Origin of the sequence: Aeoliella straminimaris, from assembly GCF_024054565.1 — a bacterium.
GTDB lineage: Bacteria > Planctomycetota > Planctomycetia > Pirellulales > Lacipirellulaceae > Aeoliella > Aeoliella straminimaris.
On the sequence record NZ_JAMXLR010000090.1, the window covers coordinates 15181 to 33708 of the forward strand.

Sequence of the window (18528 nt, forward strand, 5' to 3'; positions counted from 1 at the left end):
ATGGGTTTGGCCTGCTCCGGACCGCAACCGCTCGCGGTGTTTCCGTTGCACGACTCTCGCGACGTTTTGCGGAACAGACCGACGCCGCCTGACCGTCCAGCCTCCGCCATCGCTGCGTACCAGGCAGTCGCAGCGCAAAATACGTCTGTTGTAGGACTCGTCGCGCACGACGGTCCACAGCCTAAAGTTATCCGATTCAAAGGCTGCTGAAAACCGGGCGGGACCTACCTCGCGGGCCTCCCATACCGGATGGCCAGGACACCAAACCCGCCGTCCGGCATTATTTCTGCCGGCGTAGGTCGAACAATGATTGCCCCGCTTGGCGGGATGGAGCACAATACGGCCAGTGGCTCGCCGGGTGTTGACCTCGGCGGGCACCCTACTCTTCCCTCCCTCCTACCCGGCGGAGGTCTTCTGATGTCGGCGGAATCGATTACCACTCTTCCCGTCGAACAGCGACGCGGTTGCTGGGAAGACGATTGCGGAAACTCTTGGGAAGCCATCTTGCTGGCAGGCTCGGCCGAGCAGGTGGCCCAAGCGGTACAGAGCATGCCCTCGGTGGGGGTGATTCAAACCGATGTCACCCGGCAGGTACTCGCCGGCGAGTGCCCCGTGCCCGATGGACGTTGGGCGCTGTTGGTCAAACTGCGGGGCACCAACTGGGTACACGTGGCCGACCCTTCGCAATTGAACCCCTTCACCCGCAACTCGCAATTGCCGGAACGACTCGCCGCGGACACCGGCCTGCGAGTCCTGCAAACTGGCTACCAGGACACGGCCTGCGCCACGTACGTGATCGTACATCAGGATAAAGAGCACGAGCTGATGTTCGAGTCGACCGGCGCCGGGTTTGGCGCCGATCCCTTCACCAGCTCCGACCTGGAAGACGAACTCGAGGACCTGGCGGACGAACTCGACGAGGACTACGAGGAGGATTACGACGAGGCGTACGAGAACGATTTCGACGTCACCCGCCTGCAGAGCAATAAGTACCCTGCCGACTGGTGGCAGAAGTTCGCCAGCGAAACCGAGGTGCAGCAAGCGTTGCTCCGCGACCTCGAGTCCTATGTGCCGTTTGTTCAGGCTTACCCCGGTGAGGAGGGCATTCAGTTGGCGGCCTGCCACGAAGATGCGATTGCGCCGCAGCACGTCGAGCGAATCGACCTGGTGGTGTTCGGCGCGGCAGCCTCGACGACACCGAATCCTGCCAGCCGGCAACTGGCCAACGCCATCGCCGAGGGCGACCTTGCCGGAGTCGAAGCAGCGGTTGCCGCGGGTGCCAGTCTGCAATCGCTGCCGGGCATCCAGGACTCGGCCCTGCTGTTTGCCATCAGTCGGCTGGATGACGACAAACCCGACGGCGCGAAGATCGTTTCCGCCTTGCTGGCGGCCGGCGCTTCGCCAACGGCGACCGGCGACGAGCAAAGCTCGCCGTTGATCGAAGCGGTAAAGAAGTGCGACTCGTGCCTCGACCTGGCGCTCGACGCGATCAATCGTTTGATCGACGCCGGCGCCAACCTGGATCACGTAGGACCAATCACCTTCTTCGGCGGCGGCACCGCACTGCACGAAGCTGTGCAACATCGATCGCTGTCGGCCGTCATGTTGCTGCACCAACGTGGCGCCGACCTGACCGTGACCGACGGAGTCGGCAATACGCCGCTCGAGCGGGCGCGGGCGTTGCTCGAGTCGTTGGGCAAAGTCTCGTCGCTATTTGGTCTGGCCGGGGGCGATGAGGACGAGGGAGAAACGAACCGCAACGAAAAACCGGTGCAAGATATTGCCGACTACCTGGAACTAGCCGAGTCGGGCCAGGCCACTGCCGACTGGCAGACGCAGGCCACGCAAGACCAGGCGCGGCTCGACAGCCAGCGGCGGCGAATGCGGGCGAGCGGCGAACGGGCGCGGCGGGCCTTCGAGGACCTGGGGCAGCAACTGCAATCGCTGGCTGCGGATTCCGAGGACGCTATGCGCCAGGCGGTACTCGCCCAGCCCGATACCATTCAGCTGGACGAACTGATGGATCCGACGGATTGGGTCCACACCGACCAGCGCGACGAGGTAACGCAGGACCTGGAGGACCTGGGCTTCGAAACCATCGCCGACTACGCGATCGCAGAAATGCCCGGTGTGCTGGTTCGCGGCCTGATTCATCGCGGCCAGCAGCTGTACGCCGCGGTCTGCAACGCGGGGGAGGTGGATTGGATCGACCTGGTGCGTTTTCGGCACGATGGTACGACCCTGACGGTGACCAACGCCGCGATCGAACCGGGCATCGAGGAACTTTCGAAGGGAACGCCATTCGAAAAGCAGTTCACGCCCGGTGCCACCGCCGAGCAACTGTACGACCAACTGCTGCAACACGAAGGCATCCGGCCCGCCGACCCGCTCAAGCCGGGACAATTCGTCGAACGTTTCGAGTCGTTCTACGCCGAAGACATCGCGGCCAAGAAGGCGAAGCTGGGTTAGCTCACCGCTGCAGTTTCTTCATGATGGGTCCGCGCGAGCTGAGACTCGCTTGGCCCCTCCTACATCACTTACATTGTCCCGGCGCGGTGGTCGAAATTCTGCACCGCGTGCGGGACAAAGCGTTAGAAACCGAACGGGTTTTCCGTCTCGTCCGTCGCGCCGCCGCCGAAGGGATTGTCGTCCGCATCCTGGCCTCCGCCGAAGGGGTTTACGACCTCCGGTTGTGCGGCGGGCTGCTCGGCAGGTTCGGCGGGTTGGTCGGCGTCGGCCGGAGCCGCTGCATCGGCCTGATCGGCGGGGGCGTCGGCTGGGGCTGCGCCTGGGTGCACAAACGGTTGGTCGGCGCCGACCTCGTGCAGGCACTGCACCAACCCGGTATCGCTAATCAGGTAGATACGATCGTTTGCGGTGTTGACCACCGCCGTGGTGGCGGCGCTGGTCCGCAGTCGACCGAGCGGCACTCCGCTCTCGAGGTCCATGGTGACCAGATCGCTCTGGCGATTGAGCCCGTACACGCGCGACTCGCTGACGCTGGCGATGCGATCGATGCCTCCGGTGCGCCATTGCCGCTCGCCCGTGGCCAGCGAAGCGGCATGCAAAGCCGGTGCGTCGCTGACCACAAACAACTTGTCGTTCACCACGATGGGCGACTGCGAAACGGACGAGCCGGTGGAGTACCGCCACAATTGCTGACCGGTGGCCTCGTCGAGGGCGTAGGCGTAGCCATTGCTGGTGGTGAAGAACAACCGACCATCGAACGACGTTGGATGGGAATTCACCAACCCATTGGTCTCGAATCGATAGCGGACACCGTTGGCCTCGGGATTGGCGACGTACAGGAACCCTCGCTGCGTGGGCCAGGTAACGCTTTCGGGAGTTGCCGTGGCGGGCTGGAACACTCGCCCGGAAGACGAATAGTACCAGACCAAATCCTCATCGTCGGTCAGCGAGTAGGCTTCGACCTTGCCGCTAAACAACGGGGCGTAGACGTGCTCGCTGGTCAGTGCCGGTCCGCCGCCGGCACCGCCTCCTAGTTCGCGACTCAGGTGCTCGACGCCGTTATCGCGTCTCAGCACGGTGAGGGTGCTGCCATTGATCAGGGCCACGTACTGGTCGTTGGCGGCCGGGCCCAGGCTGGGATAATCGGGATTACCAATCCGCGCGATCCAGTTGGTGCGGCCGGTTTCGGCATCCATCGAATGCAACACGCCCGCGGTGGTCAGCACGAACAGCGAATCGCCATCGAGCACCGCATGCTCCACACGGTGCCGCGAACGATCGAGCTGCGCCTGCGAAAACCAGGCTCGCTGGAGGCCCGATCGCTGCGCATCGATGGAAGACACCAACCCAGAGGATGCCACGGCCTGGTTGGCCAGCACGCTGGCGACAGCCACCCCGAGCAACGCGAACGTGGACAGCGTGGTACGAAAGAGTCGAGACTTGCGCATACGAAACCAGCGGGGTAAGTAGGAACGCCCCGGCGTGTGGACCAGCGGGGCGTGAAGATATCCGTTCCGATAATTCTCCATTGTAGTCGGATTGCCCCGGGAATTCACCTTTTTTGATGCGGAAAACACTACTACGCCCCCCGCTGCCAGCACGCCAACCACCCACCGCAGGTCGAGCGGAGCCTAGATTCAAAGGGGTGTGATGGCTTACCTTACAGTTCGGGGCTGGTTCGTCTATGAATTGCCTTCGTTGTCGCCCCATTTCCTGCCGCCCGCTGACAATTTTTCCCCTTCCCCGGCCCGCATGAGCAAGGCTTCTATCCAGCCCGACGCCCACTGCCTGGCACGGCTGAAGGAGCTGGTGGGCTACCTGAACTTCTCGTCCGGGGCGCACGATCCGCGATTCCTGGCCAATTTGAACGACGTTTACCGCTTTGTTCACCAGCAAGGCGAATTAGAAACGCCAGTGGTGGAGGTCGTTCTACAGCTGATGACCACCACGGCCGAACAGCTTCACCAGCAAGGCGGGGCTTTCGCCGAAATTGGCCAGACCCGCCGCGTGTTGCAGTTGGTGGGCGAGTATTTTCTGCCCGAATACCGGCAATTCCACCGCGATTTGCTCCGCCACCGCACGGACGACGAATTGTGGCGGCCGCTGCTGCTGGCGCGGGTGTTCGAGGTGGTGCTGCCGCGAGTGCTGGAGGACGACATGCCCGAACGGGTGGTCGCCGCGGCCCGCGACCAGATGGACGACTACATCGGCTACCGCCCGGTGCCGGCGCTGGAGTCGCAGAAGATCGAGCCCTACCGCCACGAATGGGTCCGCCCCATTCCGCTGTACGTCGAAGGGGCGGGCGTCGAAGCAGGCCCCTACGAGGCGGTGATTACCAAGACGCTCGAAATCCTTCGCGACACCCCGGCCGACCTGCTGAGCGACGCCTGGTTCCAGTTGGAGATGGTCGAGGAACTGGCGCTCGACCCGCGGGCGTACGACTTCGATCACCCGGTGAACAAGCGGCCCAATTACCACTTTGGTCAGTGGGATCCCAACCGCATCGATAACAAGGGGTACTACCGCCGGTTTGTACTGCAGCCGCTGGCGCTCGACTCGCTGATGGCGCGAGTTAACCCCCATCACCCGCAAGGTCTCGACGAAGAGGACCTGCTGTTCGAGGCGGCCGCCGTGCTGGCCGGCACCATCCTGATGGCCTCGGGCACCAGTGGCAACAGCCCCAATTGCCATGGCTCGGACGTAACGCTAGGCACGCTGCTGCCGCACATCGCCGATTACCGCGACCGCTTTTACGAACAACTGCTGGCCCGCGGCGAAGGCCCCCGTGGCGAACGCTTGCGTGCCGAAGCAAAGCGAACCCGCCAACCGTTCGGCGGTGCGCGGCAACACCTGAACCAGGAACTGGCCCGCCGCCGCGCGATTCAGTTGCAGCGAGTGCACCTGGCGCAAGTGTACGCTCGCATGGGCTACACCGAAGCGGCCATGAAGCAGGCCCAGTCGGTGCGCGTTGCTTCGGCCCGGATGCTGTGCCAGATCTACTGCCGGCTGACCGCGGGCCACCACGCCATCGACCGCCGACGACTGGCCGAGGTAGCCACGTACCTGGACGAAATCACTGACCTGCTCAATCGCGGCATCGAGTGCGGCGCGCTGGTCGATCCCTGGAGCATCCTGGGTTTTGGGGCCAACTTCAGCCTGTTCCCCTCGCTCGAGGATTCGGTTCGCGATTTCCGCGTCGACGACTTGATTCAGATCGTCGAGCAAACGCTTGATCTCTGCTCGCGGGCCTGGGCCGAAGCGGCCGCCATCGATAAGCGCGACCTGGAAGACCGCTTCAGCAAGCAGCTTGCCCAACTCGCCAACTGGTGGGACTCGTTCGGTTCCACCGAAGTCGGCGGTGTCAAATCGCTCGACGCCCGGGAAATCGAGATCAGCACCAACCTGGTGGCCGGTGCCCTGAACGCCTGGCACAAGGCCGGCGCGGCGGCCGGCGACGTGAAGTTCTGGGGCCTGTTCGTCGAGCAGTTCGATACCTCCAAGGCGTTTCAATTGGTAATCGAGGCTCTGCTGGACAAGGACGACCTGATTGCCTCGATGGCCCTGATGATGCAATGGCTCAGCCAGGTGGAGTACACGCCGCTCGAGGAGGGCGACGCCGCGCTGCATCCACTGGCGCTGCGCTGGATGCGGATGGTCGAATCCAGGTCGCAACAAACCTCGGCCGAGGGCGACGACCAATGGTCGCTCGTGGCGCGGTTCTTCGGTCAACTGGAAGCCAGCGCCGAGGAATACTGGCATGTCCCGCAATTCGAACTGGGCAAGCCTTCGCACCGCTACGATGGCCCCGACGATTCGATCTTCGACGACGACTCCTATGATTCCGAAGACGAAGCGTACGACGAAATATCGCCGTACGATCAGGAGATGGACGACGAAGAAGAAGGCCTGGACAACTTGTTCCGCGCGGCCTACGAGGACGTCACCTATCGCGACAGCACCGACGACGGTTTCGACTCGGCCATCTATGATCCCGGCAGCGAAGACACCGACTACGAACTGGAAGACGAGGCCGAGCGGCTCCGCGAGCGACTGGCCTTCCTGGCCACCATCGCCCGGCTGTGGAAGCATACGGCCATAGGCTGGGACGCCACCGAATCGCCTGAGCGCCGCGACCAGTACGACGCCTGGCAGCGCGATGCCCTGGTGAAGTACGGTCAATTGGTGCAGTTGCTGGAAGAAGTTCACCAACACCGGGTACCGCCGCCCACCAGTTCGCACGAATCGATGGTGGATTACGACCGCCGGCGGATGGTGCTCGAAACGCTCATCGAACAGATCATCACGACTTGTGTCGAAATGTCCGACGCCGGACGATTGCTGCGTGCGGCGGCCGGCGTGGCGCAGGTTACCGAGGGCGCGCCCGCCTCGGCCATCACGCGTACTATCGAGATCCTTCGCTCGGTCCTCAAAGGCAATGCCGACGGCGTCCGCCAGCATTGGGACGACTTCGCCCGCTCCCTGGTCGACCAGGAACTGCTGTACGTGCCGCTCAGCAAGGGGGGCAATCCCGGTCGCATCGTCAAGGCCCGCGCCTTGCACGGGTTGATTCACGACCTACTGGGATGGCTCCCCCGCCTGGGCCTGGTCCGCGAGACCTGCGAACTGCTGGATGTGGCCCAGCGGATGGAAATCGAGCATCCCGTCGGCCAAGGCGCCATCACCGAGTACGACACGCTATTCGAACAGGGCTACCAGGCCCTGGTAGAGTGCGTAGTGGCCTCGGCCGACACCTGGGACAACACAGGCAGTGGTGGCGCACCGGGCTTGCGCCGCAGCGACCAACTACTGGTCGAAGCCCTGCAGGACCTGACCGAAGCGCAACTCGGTCGCTGGCTCCGCCACAGCCGCACGGTGCGACTGAGCGTGGTGGAAAAGTTGGCCAACGAAACCGATTGGAAGCAGTTCGTCGAGTTCGTCCAACGCTACGGCCGCGACTTGTTCACGCAGCGATTCCTGAGCCTGGGCAACTTGCGATCCATCCTGCACCAAGGGGTAGGCGTATGGCTTTCGAACCTGGAGATGGAACCTGGCGACGAACCTCTACCGCTGGTGGAGGAACTCGGCGGCCGCATCGAACGCAATGACGCGGTGGAGATGCTTACCATCGCCATCGACGCGGTGGTGGAGAACTTCCGCGAGTACCGCGACTACAACGCCACGACAACCCAGAGCGATCATGGCGAACTGTTCTACATGTTCATCGACTTCCTCCGCCTGCGGGCCAACTACGACCGCAGCGCGTGGAACATGAAGCCAGTGTTCCTGGCCCATGAAAAACTCATCCGCCAGGGGCGCGAGGCCGCGGCCGATATGTGGCGCCGGGCCATCGCCGCCCGCACCAGCGAACGGGCCGACTATTACCTGAAGGCGTTCTCGCAGATGTCCGAAGAATACGGCATGCGCCTGCCCACCATCGCTGAACGACTGGGCGAACGCTTCATTCGCTCGCTCACCGTCGATCGACTACGAGCCCTGGCCGCCCCCGCCATCGAAGCGGTCGACGCCGAACGAGAAGATGGTTCGTTCGAAGCCCTGGAAGCGGAGATCACGAGCCTCATCACCGAACCGTGCGGAGCAGGCCTCGACGTACCCGATTGGGTGGCCGCGCTCGAAGACGAAGTGACCACCATCCGCAGAATCCGCCGCCACCATCCCCCCGAAGACAGCCTGCTCGCTCGCATCGAGCAGACAACGCTGGAGTGGGAAGAATTGCGCAAGCAACTGGGCGAGTAGTTTGGCCGTCGTGTCGGGTTATGCTTGCGCCAGCCTCATCCATCGTTTCCACCGCCGGACGGCACGCAGTCCGTGATTTCACGCAGACAAAGGCACCTCCGATCGTAGTCGTTTCGGATGCAACCGCCGTGTTGTTGCATGGATAGTGCAAAACGACGACAATGCTCTGCAACACCAGTCACCATGCTCGGGAGGGATCTACCGTATGCGACTCGTACGAGGCACCATAGCCCGACTCCGTCGGTTGCATCCCTGCACCTGGCTCGTGGTGCTGATGGTCACCATAACGATGGTAGTAATCGTGGTGCCGGGCGTAGCGTCCGACCGGGATGAAACGTCGCCGTGGTATGCCGAATCGCGTAAGCAGCTGCACTGGGACACGGCGGCCAAGTACCAGGCCGATGCTCGTCGGCTGTCCACCTCGCATCGCACCACGATTTGGATCTACGATCACGGTTGGCCCTGGCCCTTCATGCTCCGCTCGCTGGGCTCTCTCGACACGTTCACCGCGGCTGGCCCCAAGCAGAGTCGAGACTGGTCGAAGCCCTTGCTCGAGTTTCAAGGAGCTCCCTCAGGCACATCGACCGGCACGCCGCTGGAAGTTGCCTGGAGCAGTCGCGACAGCTGGCCACTGGAGAGCGAGTTCTACCGATTTCGTTTCGACGTGCTGCTGCTCGACTGCCTGGCAGCGCTGCTGGTGGTGATTGGCGTCGCGGCGCTGGCCGAAGCCTGGGTGCGTTGGCGAGGCGGGCTGTTTCGCTTTCGGGTACACGACCTGCTGATCGTCTCCACTCTCTTTTCTGTCACACTGGCCTGGTACTATCACCACCTGCGAATAAGCGAAAAGGAAGGCAACGTCGTCCAGTCGATGACGAAAGAAACCTGGATTCGCGGCGCCGAGCAGCGCTACGCCGGGCCGAAGTGGCTGGCGCGGCTCGCAGGCAATCAGGAATTGCTGCCCTTCTTGTACCACTACGACAGTGTGCAGTGGCATGACAGCCGAGCCGTACAAGACTACGACTCCTGGCAGCGCGAGTTCGACGCGGTACGAAAACTGCGGTACCTGCGAACAGTAACGCTGCCCGAGAGTGTTCCGCTCGAGCTGGTCGAACAGTTGGCCGCAGAGCATCGACTGAAGACGTTCGCTTTCGAGTTCGACAACGTCGACTCCAGGCAGTTCCAAGCCGGCGACACGCCACTGGTGCAGGCACATCGGCTGGAGTTGCTCGAAGTGCTCGGTATTCGCCACCTGCAGCTTGGCGGCGAGAATGTGCTCGCGTCCGACATCGAGACGGTCGCCAGCTTGCCGACGATCAGTCGGCTCACGCTGCACGACGTATCGGCCACGGTGGCCGAGATCGAGGCCACACGCCACCGGCACCCCGATGTCGAGATACTCGCCACCTGGGGCCCCTACCACACCGAGGAGCCCGCTTCCGAGTCGACTCAAAAGCGAGTCGTGCAGCGTAGCCAGGCCGCGCGGCAGGCAGCCCGCGAAGAAGCAATCCGCCTGGCGTCGACGGACGAATCTCCGCCGGAAGACGATGAGGCCAATACCGCCTTGTCGGCACAATTGATCGACGAGGTGCGAAGAACCATCGAAGGGCAATGAACGCCCGTGGGGCTCTGCGGGAGCATGGCTGCCCAACACCGGCGAGTAGTCACGGCGTGGAAACGATTGCGATCGCTTCAAACCGGTTTCGAAACCCCACTCCCCAATGATCGCGGCTCCGAAGCGAATATGTCGATCAGTGCAGGTCCGTAAGCCGGAGCCGCGATCGTTAGGGAGTGAGTGGCGAAGTTGTTGCTCAGTCGCTCGACAGGCGGTTCATCGCCAGGCGGAAGCCGGACGTGTCGATCGTTGGTGGCGACCACGTCTCGGGGATTTCATCGGGCAGTTCCGGGCCGACGAAACGGCGGCGGCGTTCGTTCATGCTCCAGTTCTCGCGAATCGACGCACACGCGTCACTGATTTCCGCAGGAGTGGGCAAATAGTCGATACGGGTCGAGTCCAAAGTATCCAGGGCTTGAACCATCACTGCCTCGTGAGTCTCCCGATGAACATCGAAGTAGAAAAAAGGCCGAACGCCGATTGGCGGGCGGTGGGCGTAATGGAATCGACGCCGGCCTGTGGTTCCGTGAGTTGTTTGTCGGCTGCGACTTACTGGGCGGCCGACGATCAAAAAAGTATCACCCCTATGTTTGGATTGTATGTAGACCGCACAAGTTTTCCGCGAAGATGAAAATGCGGCGAGAGATTCTTCATGGCGACTTCCCTAAGTGACGACTATGAAAAGAGTAAAGACGAGTAGGCGTGACTGCTGAAAATTGGAGCTGGTGGTAGATTTTTGCCATACCCAGCGGGTAAACGCACTACCGAAGCCCTTGGTCACGACCCGGCTGCACTAGGGTGCCGGCATCCGAGGCGGTAGAATCGGCGAAGTGGGCAACCCAGAATTTGGCTTCAGGGAAGGAGGGTGCTGGCGATGAAGGACGTATTGGCAGTGGTGTTGGCCGGAGGCAAGGGCTCGAGACTGGAGCCCCTCACACGCGATCGTGCGAAACCGGCAGTCCCCTTTGGCGGCAACTACCGGATTATCGACTTTACGCTGTCCAACTGCTTGAACAGCGACATCCGCAAGATCCTGGTGCTAACGCAATACAAGGCGATGAGCCTCGACCGCCACATCACGTTGGGATGGCGGAGCTATCTGTGCCGGGAACTCGGCGAGTTTATCGACGTCATCCCGCCCCAGCAGCGCATCGACGATAAATGGTACCAGGGCACGGCCGATGCCGTGTATCAGAACATCTATGCCCTGGAACAGGAACGCCCGAAGCATGTGGTGATCCTGGCCGGCGACCACATCTACAAGATGGACTATGGCAAGCTGGTCGCCAGTCACGAGGAAAACAACGCCGACGTGACAATTGCTGCGCTCAATGTTTCGCTCGAAGAAGCCACGCAGTTTGGCGTCATGCAGGTGGACCGCGAGAACCGCATTATTGGTTTCCAGGAGAAGCCGGCCAAACCCAAGCACGTACCTGGCGACCCGAACCACGCGCTGGCGTCGATGGGCATCTACGTGTTCAACGCCCACTTCCTGTTCGACGAACTGTGCAAAGACGCCACGCTGCCCGAAAGCAGTCACGACTTTGGCAAGAACATTATTCCGGCGAACATCGACTCGCGCCGAGTATTCGCTTTCCCGTTCCTCGACGAGAACCGCAAGGAACAAGCGTACTGGCGGGACGTCGGCACCATCGACTCGTACTTCAACGCCAACCTGGAACTAACCAGCGTCGATCCGCCGCTGAATCTGTACGACCTCGACTGGCCGGTGCGGACATTCCAACCGAGCACGCCTCCGGCGAAGTTCGTATTCGATTCGGGAGAGCGACGAGGCGAGGCCCACGACAGCATCGTCTCTAGCGGCGTGATTATCTCCGGCGGCTGCGTCACCCAGAGCGTGATCGGCCCGCAATCGCGGATCAACAGCTACGCCGAAGTCGATCAGTCGATCATCTTCGGCCGAGTGAGCGTGGGTCGCCACGCGAAACTGCGGCGCACCATTGTCGACAAGGACGTGGTCATTCCCGAAGGCATCGAGATTGGCTACGACCACGCTGCCGATCGCGCGCGGGGGTTCACCGTTACCGAAAGCGGTGTGGTTGTCGTGGCACGCGGTGAGAACATCGCCACGTAGAGCGGGATGCGTGCTGGAACACTGGCCGCTGGTGGTCGGCCGATCCGCTGCCTGATTGCCGACCGGAGGACAAGCGGGCCCACCGGTCCGCCCCCTTGATGAAAGTGGCCTAGACCTGCGCCGAGAGGGTGATAGTCGAAGCTTCTTCCGTGGCCTGGGTTCGGGTGAGGGTTCTCCAACGGACCCACGCGACGAGCGCCGCCACAGCAATCACCAGCCCCAACTGCGGTGGCCAGAGGCAAAGCCACCACGCGAAACCAAGCACGGTCACCGCGGGGAACAACAGTTCGTACCCCGACACAGGCAGCGACCAATCGCGTTGCCGCGACACCAGGAACGCGCCAGCCAGCAGAGCGGCGCTCAGCGCCAGGGCCCAGCGCGTCAATCGATCGGCGGCGTTAACGCGAACTTCGGACCATACAAGCGTCTCGGCGCCTGACTGTACAAACACCTGACTGGTAGGATCGCTTGCCTTCAGCATGTCGCTGACAGCGGAGATCGAGCCAACCTGCAACTGGGCAGCCGCGCTGGTGCGTTTGATCTCGGCCGTGGCGCGAGCCAGCAGCAGATCGAACTCGTCGGTTTCCGCTTCGGGATTGACCAGCGCTGCATCGGTGGTTGATTGCGCTGCCAGCGATCGTCGCAGGTCGCTTTCGGCGGCCGCCAATTCGGCCATCCACCGCTTGGCCCACCGCGAGGGCATCGGCTGTGTGGCAGGTGGTGGACTGCCAATCGAGGCGCTTAGCAGTTGAGTCAGTCGCAAGGCCGCCGTTTCGGCAGCCGTACGTTCTTCGGCGCCAGGGGCCGTGAGGTTCACTTCGCGGCCCAGGCCCGACACCCGCCACACGGCGTGCTGCACTTCGCACCGGCGTCCGCCTGCCAGTAACTGGGGAATCTCCACCGAAGTGCTGGCGGGATTGGCGGTTTGAAGCGTAGCTACCTCCACAAAGTGCGGCAAATGGGCATCGGGCAGTTCGATGCGGAGGTGGTTGGCATCCACATCGGCCGCGTGCGCCGCCACCCCATCGATGGTGACTTGCGTCGCCCGCTGCCCGACGGGCAGATGGACATCCAGGGTCTCGAGGTCCAACGGTGGCACCACGAACTGCGTTTTCATGACGATCCGATCGCCGTCGGTACGCTGCACTGCAATGGTGGCCAGCGGTAACTGATACACTTGATCGTTGGTTCCCTTGGCCGTCCAGATGCCGACAGGCTGGGCACCGGGCGTGGCTTTGAGAAGCTTGGCCGAAGGCCACGCAGCCAGCAACCCTTCGATACTGGCCGGGGCCACATCGGGCTTGGCCCCCTGCCAGTTCCAACGCCCCGCGTCGTCGGCAAGTTCGCCGAAGTACCAACTGGTGTTCGAGGCATCGCGGACGTGAATAATGGGATATTGCATATGGTTGGACGACTGCATCCGAACGGTTGAACGCAGCGTGACCCGCAATTGCTGGTTCGGCATGGCGGCCGGGTCGAAACGCAGGTGAAGTCGCCGATCGCCGCCGGTCGAACTGGGCGGTTCCATCAAGGCCTCCACCGAGCCATCGACCTTAGCATCGTCCGCAAGCGTGGCAGGCCAATCGAGCACGATGTCGGGCAGATTTCCTTCGGCCACAGTGAGCAGCACGCCAAATTCGGCGATCCAGATGTTGTCGCGACGAATCATAGTGGTCAACACGTCGGCGTCGAAACGCACTCGATTCGGGCCGACCCGTACTTCCAATGGAATGGTGCGCTCGCTGGAAGTCATGAAGCTGCGAATCCCATACGCATGCCAGTTGGCCGGAGGGGTGGGAATCGTTGTAGACAACTGAGGCTCGACCTCGCCTTCGACGAGTTCGGCCGTACACTCGTCGGCAGCGTACAGACGAACTTGCTGGGTAACCGGCGCATCGAGGGCCGCACTTACCCTGGGCACCTGCCCCAGGGAGGTATCCACCGCTGCGTCCTGCTTTAGCGGCACCGATCCGGTCACACGCAGTTCACAGGTACCGGTCACCGGTTCAGCAAAAATGATCAGCAATCGATTCCGCTCGGGTCGAGCAAAATCTGTTGCGTGAACTTCGCCGTCCTCACGCAGTTCGATCGATTGCAGGTCCATTTCCGGCGCGCACGACAGCCATTGCGAATAGGTCTCCTGCCGGCCGTAGTCCAGGATCCCTCGATAGGTGAATTGCAGTCGATCGCTGGTGGCCAACACATCGAGCGTCTCCTCGATGCGGGGGGGCGACGACACAGGGGCAACCGTCGCCACCAACGCGGCCGCGTTGCGATCGACGGTCAGCAACTGGCTGGGCTCATCGCGACGGGGCCAGTGCTGTGCCAGCTCGGTCAACAGCTCGCTACCTTCGGATACGGTACCTGCCAGCGTCACCATCAGATCAGGCGACTCGCCGATCGCCACGTGCGAGGCCTGCAGCGTGGTTCCCTCCCAACGCAGATTGGGCAACAGCAACCGACCGTTGGTATCCGGACGCAGTTGTTCGAGCTGTGCGCTAAGCTTCCTCGATCTGTCCGCTGCTGTGGTCAGCTGCGGCGGAGCAATCAGCCGCCACTGGCCGGCTGGCACCGTGGCAGGCGGCTCGACCATGGCCGGGCGACCATCCATCGTCAAGTCACCCATCAGCTCGTCCGCCTGTGCAGCGTCGAGCTGATAAATCACGTCGAGTGTCGCGCGGTCTTTGGCCACATCCAACCACGCCCACCGCTCCACCGGTACCAGTTCCGTGGTCGGATCGGCCGCTTCTTGCGGCCAGGAAATGCTAAGCTGAGTCTCGCATCCTAGTGGCAGGCTGGAGGTCTGGGAGGAACCATTAGGCGGGCCCATTGGCTGGCCGTTGACTCGCAATCGGTTGGCCAGCGTCCCGGCTTCCAGTCGCAGTTCGGCACCGGGCAGCGAGGGCACCGCCAGTTGCACCGACCAGGTGGTATCGTCACTTTGAATCATCGGCTGAAACTCGATCTTCGCACGATAGTGCCCGGGCCGCGAAACCTGAAACTCCAGCCATTCGCCGGTGTCGTCCCACTCCAACGGAACACTCACGCCATCCAGCAACACGACCTCGGCCCAGGTAGCGTCGGCGCGGTGAAAGGGTAAGCGGACCGTGGCCGGTGCCTGTAGTACGTCCAGTTCCAAGGCGCACTGCCAACGCCCTACCGCCGCGGTCGATGCGGTGGCGCTGGTGGAGGATGATACCGAGCCGGTGTAGCGCGGTCGGGAGACCACCCAGGCGTCGGACGTGGCCTGCCGTTGTTCGCGACGCAACAACTCCGATAGCAGGCGGGCCGAGATGTAACGCCCGGAGCCGGCAATCTGCCCCTGGCCATCGACGGGGATCAGGCAGCTCTCGATGTTCTGCCCCGGGGCACCGGCAATACCATTCTGGCCCAGCAGAAAAACCAGCACCAATAACGTGCGGGTTGCTGTCGATCGTAGAGACAGCGTACTGCCATTGACCCACGCCTCGCGGGCGGAGTGCGTCGCTTGTTCGAGCGTCCGCACTGCCACGGCCAGCATTAGTCCGCCCAGGGCCGCGGTCCCCCAGGCACAACTGGCTGGCGGCAGCAACAGCGCGCCTATCACAGCCACGGCGCAGAGCCCCACCAACCAGGATGGTTGCCTCCACAGCCAGTATCCCACTGCAGCACAAAACAGCAGCCACAATCCTTGCCGCGCCTGCGTGGTGGGGTGATGCAGCAATTGGATGCTCGCCGGCTGTCCGGGCACCAACAACAGAGTCGTTTCGTGCAATGTTTGATCGCCCCCTACCGGGGTACGCGCCACTTCGGCTGCTCCCGACCCCGGAGCCAACCAGCCAAACACCCGCGTTCTCCAGCCTATTGGCTCGTCCGCATCACTGGCGGCTACCACCTCGAAGGCGTCCGGCGTGCGGACCTGCCAAACCATCTCGGTGGCGGGAACGCTCAGCTGTGGCCAAGGTGCCGCGTACCGCGCCGCGTGCCGCAGGGCCTGCCCCGGCATGGTGTATTCAATCACCAAGGTCTGTCGCCCGCTGGTGCCACTCAACGGGATGGCCACCTCATGCTGCCATGCATCGGTACTCGGTAGTGGACGACCATCGCTACCCAAAGCATGCCAGCGGATGCCGGTAGCCAGCTCGGGAAGGATGCAGTCCAACTGATCTTCTGCCTGATTGTCGACAACCAACTCCAGCCGATGCGCCGAAGCGGTCTGCGGAACGTAGGTTGAGGTGAGCACGGCACTCTGCAAGGTTGCCAAAGGCAGATTCTCTGCCTCGCCAAGCCGGCTGACCTCCAGGCTCTCGGCGGGCGACGACTGCTCGCACCACCAGGCAGAGTGAAGCGGCACCTCGCCATCGTCGGGCTCCAGGTTCGACATCTTCCATCCACGAGCCGTCACGCTCAGATCCCGGGCCTGAGAAGAACGCACTTTTACCCACTGCGTGGCATTCCTGACATCGCTCACCCGTAAGGGCTGCGGCCGACAGGTGGGGCTGGTAACTCGATAGGGTTCGATCAGCACCACAAACGGAGCCGCTTGCCGCCGGGGCAGTTCGAGCTCGACCATCCGGCCGGGTTCGGCAACACCGCTGGGCGGGACCAGATCGGGCCGCACCTTGACCGTGCGCCACTGTTCCTCACCTTGGAGCTTCCATCGCAACGGAACCTGACTCGGCGCGGCAGTGGCCAGGAGCAGCCGCTGAATGGAACCCTGCAGCGGCGTGCACTGGATGCGGTGCGAAATCTCCCACCCGTCTTGTTGGTCGTTTACGGTGGTCACCAACCGGGTGTCGAACTTCGCCGCGGCGGTACCGAGAAACACTTGGACGTTGTCGCGGAGCGCCGAACGATCGAATACGAGCCCCGAGGTCGAATCGGGCACCAGGTCGGCGGGGGCCGACTGGCCAGGCGTCGGATCGGTGGGGTTGAATTGCAGTTGATAGCCATCCTCGGCGGCAAGCGACATCCAGCTCTCCGCCACCTTGGCATCTTCCCATGACAGCACATCGTACGTCGACAGCGGCACATAGGCATCACTGGCCGGCACCGAACGCTGAGCGTCGACCTGCAGTGTCAGCATGCTGCTTTCGCTGGTCAACCTGGCGGGATCAATCGACACTCGCACCACCAACCGGCGTTGCTGCTGGTGTTGTTCGACGTACCATTCGTCCACCTCGTAGGGGCCTACGGCGGATACCAACCGGGGCTGCCAACCATCACGCAGTTGGGCCCTGAGCAAACGCACCGGCTCGGGCGAGGTCGAGTTCCAGTGGGTGACGACCTTGGCTGTGACGCCGGTGGAACTCAGCTCCAACCATCGGGCGATTCTCAGTTCGTTGCTCCCTTCACGGCGGGCGACCGCCAGATCGACGGTGCCGCGCAGGCGGAGTTTTTCGAACTCCAGTACTGCAGGCTGGCCCGTGGTAGCCGGCGAGCGTTGCACCACATCGCGAAGCCCGAGGTCGGCTACCTTGAGCAACGGATCGAGCTGCACCTGCAGCCCGCCCGACAACCAATAGAACTGTGGAAGTTCGAGTTGCGGCAATGGCTTGTCGGTTTGCAAGGGCAACGAACTCCACGCTTGGACCACCAGCCGATGAGGTCCGTTCTCGCTGAGCATCGACGCTGGTAACACCACCTCGAGCAGGTTGCTGTCGGTTCGCTCGATGTTCAAAGGCTCGTCGTCCCACGTGGCCTTGCGGACCACGATGCCAGCCGTGGTGCGGATGGCAAGCAATCGGGGCAACTCTCCCCGCGGAGCGATATCGAACCGCTGCGTGATCGCCACGCCCCCTTCTCCAACTCGATACCCCAGATGTTCGTGATACACAGCCGTATCAAGGGCCTTGGGCTTTACCTGGCCATTGGTGCGAATGCGAAAACGAAACTTCCCGTCGAATCCGGCCTGCAACAACCACCGCGATTTCCCTTCCACCACTGGCGGCAGTGGTTCGCCGAACGGCGATGGGCCGTCGTTGCTGGGATTGCTGAGGATCACCAGCGAGGTGGTTCCGATGGCTTCAACCGTTTGCCCCTCCGCCAAGTCCAGCCACAACTTGCTCGCCAGCGAAGCGGGTAGTTCCAGGCGGTACTCGCTGGCCGCCGTGGTTGTGCTGGTGGGCGCGGCATGCCAGGAAAAATCGAGCCAGTCGTCCGCCTCAACCAGGGCGGCCGTTCCTTTGTCGGGTCCCCAGTATCCAAACAATGCGGACGACTGCTGGCGACGCCACCGGGGTTGGGTGAATCCCACCCGCGTTTCTTTCAGTTGCAGCCAGGAGTCGTCGTTGGACACCTTATGCACCTCCAGCCCACCACGTCCGATTAGTCGGTCGCGCTGGTCCAGTTCGGCGTACAGTGCGGTCTGCAAGACTTGTACGCCGCTGGTCTGATCGGCGTTGGCGGAGGAGAGCAATTGTTCGAGTCGCTCCGCTTCCACCGGCAAGTAGGCTTCTCCCTGGGTGGGCCAAGCCGCCATGTCGTTGGCCGGCACGTAGACATTCCGCAGCAGCACGGAGGAACTCGCCGGTTCGTCGGCCGCCGCCCACGGCGCCATGACCGCGAGTGCCAACACCAAACACCACACGGCGCGGCCAGGCAAGGCTGGGCACGGGCG

At 62.7% G+C, this 18528-nt stretch carries 7 protein-coding genes; 4 read left to right on the forward strand and 3 right to left on the reverse strand.

From position 1 onward, the window contains the following. Positions 1–417 precede the first annotated feature (417 nt). A complete protein-coding gene (locus NG895_RS25080) occupies positions 418–2469 on the forward strand; it encodes an ankyrin repeat domain-containing protein (RefSeq protein ID WP_252855298.1) in 2052 nt (683 codons plus the stop codon). Positions 2470–2591: 122 nt separating this feature from the next. On the opposite strand, the gene NG895_RS25085 is transcribed toward NG895_RS25080, so the two are convergent. Continuing rightward, positions 2592–3917 (reverse strand): outer membrane protein assembly factor BamB family protein, encoded by a 1326-nt coding sequence (locus NG895_RS25085; protein WP_252855299.1) that lies wholly within the window; start codon positions 3915–3917, stop codon positions 2592–2594. 304 nt (positions 3918–4221) lie between these two features. On the opposite strand from NG895_RS25085, the gene NG895_RS25090 reads away from it, so the two are divergent. Together NG895_RS25090 and NG895_RS25095 are read left to right on the forward strand one after the other, a co-directional pair. Then, positions 4222–8223: a hypothetical protein gene (locus NG895_RS25090; RefSeq protein ID WP_252855300.1), complete on the forward strand. Its 4002-nt coding sequence runs from the start codon at positions 4222–4224 to the stop codon at positions 8221–8223. 205 nt (positions 8224–8428) lie between these two features. Then, a complete protein-coding gene (locus NG895_RS25095; RefSeq protein WP_252855301.1) occupies positions 8429–9835 on the forward strand; it encodes a hypothetical protein in 1407 nt (468 codons plus the stop codon). A gap of 196 nt (positions 9836–10031) precedes the next feature. On the opposite strand, the gene NG895_RS25100 is transcribed toward NG895_RS25095, so the two are convergent. Then, a complete protein-coding gene (locus NG895_RS25100) occupies positions 10032–10259 on the reverse strand; it encodes a hypothetical protein (protein WP_252855302.1) in 228 nt (75 codons plus the stop codon). Between the two features lie 450 nt (positions 10260–10709). Between NG895_RS25100 and glgC the strand changes: the two genes are divergently transcribed. After that, on the forward strand, positions 10710–11930 hold the full coding sequence (glgC, locus tag NG895_RS25105; RefSeq protein ID WP_252855303.1) for a glucose-1-phosphate adenylyltransferase: 1221 nt from the start codon (positions 10710–10712) through the stop codon (positions 11928–11930). A gap of 109 nt (positions 11931–12039) precedes the next feature. Here the strand turns inward: glgC and NG895_RS25110 are convergent, their stop codons facing one another. Then, positions 12040–18513, reverse strand: coding sequence for a hypothetical protein (locus NG895_RS25110; RefSeq protein WP_252855304.1), 6474 nt, complete (start codon positions 18511–18513; stop codon positions 12040–12042). Positions 18514–18528 lie beyond the last annotated feature (15 nt).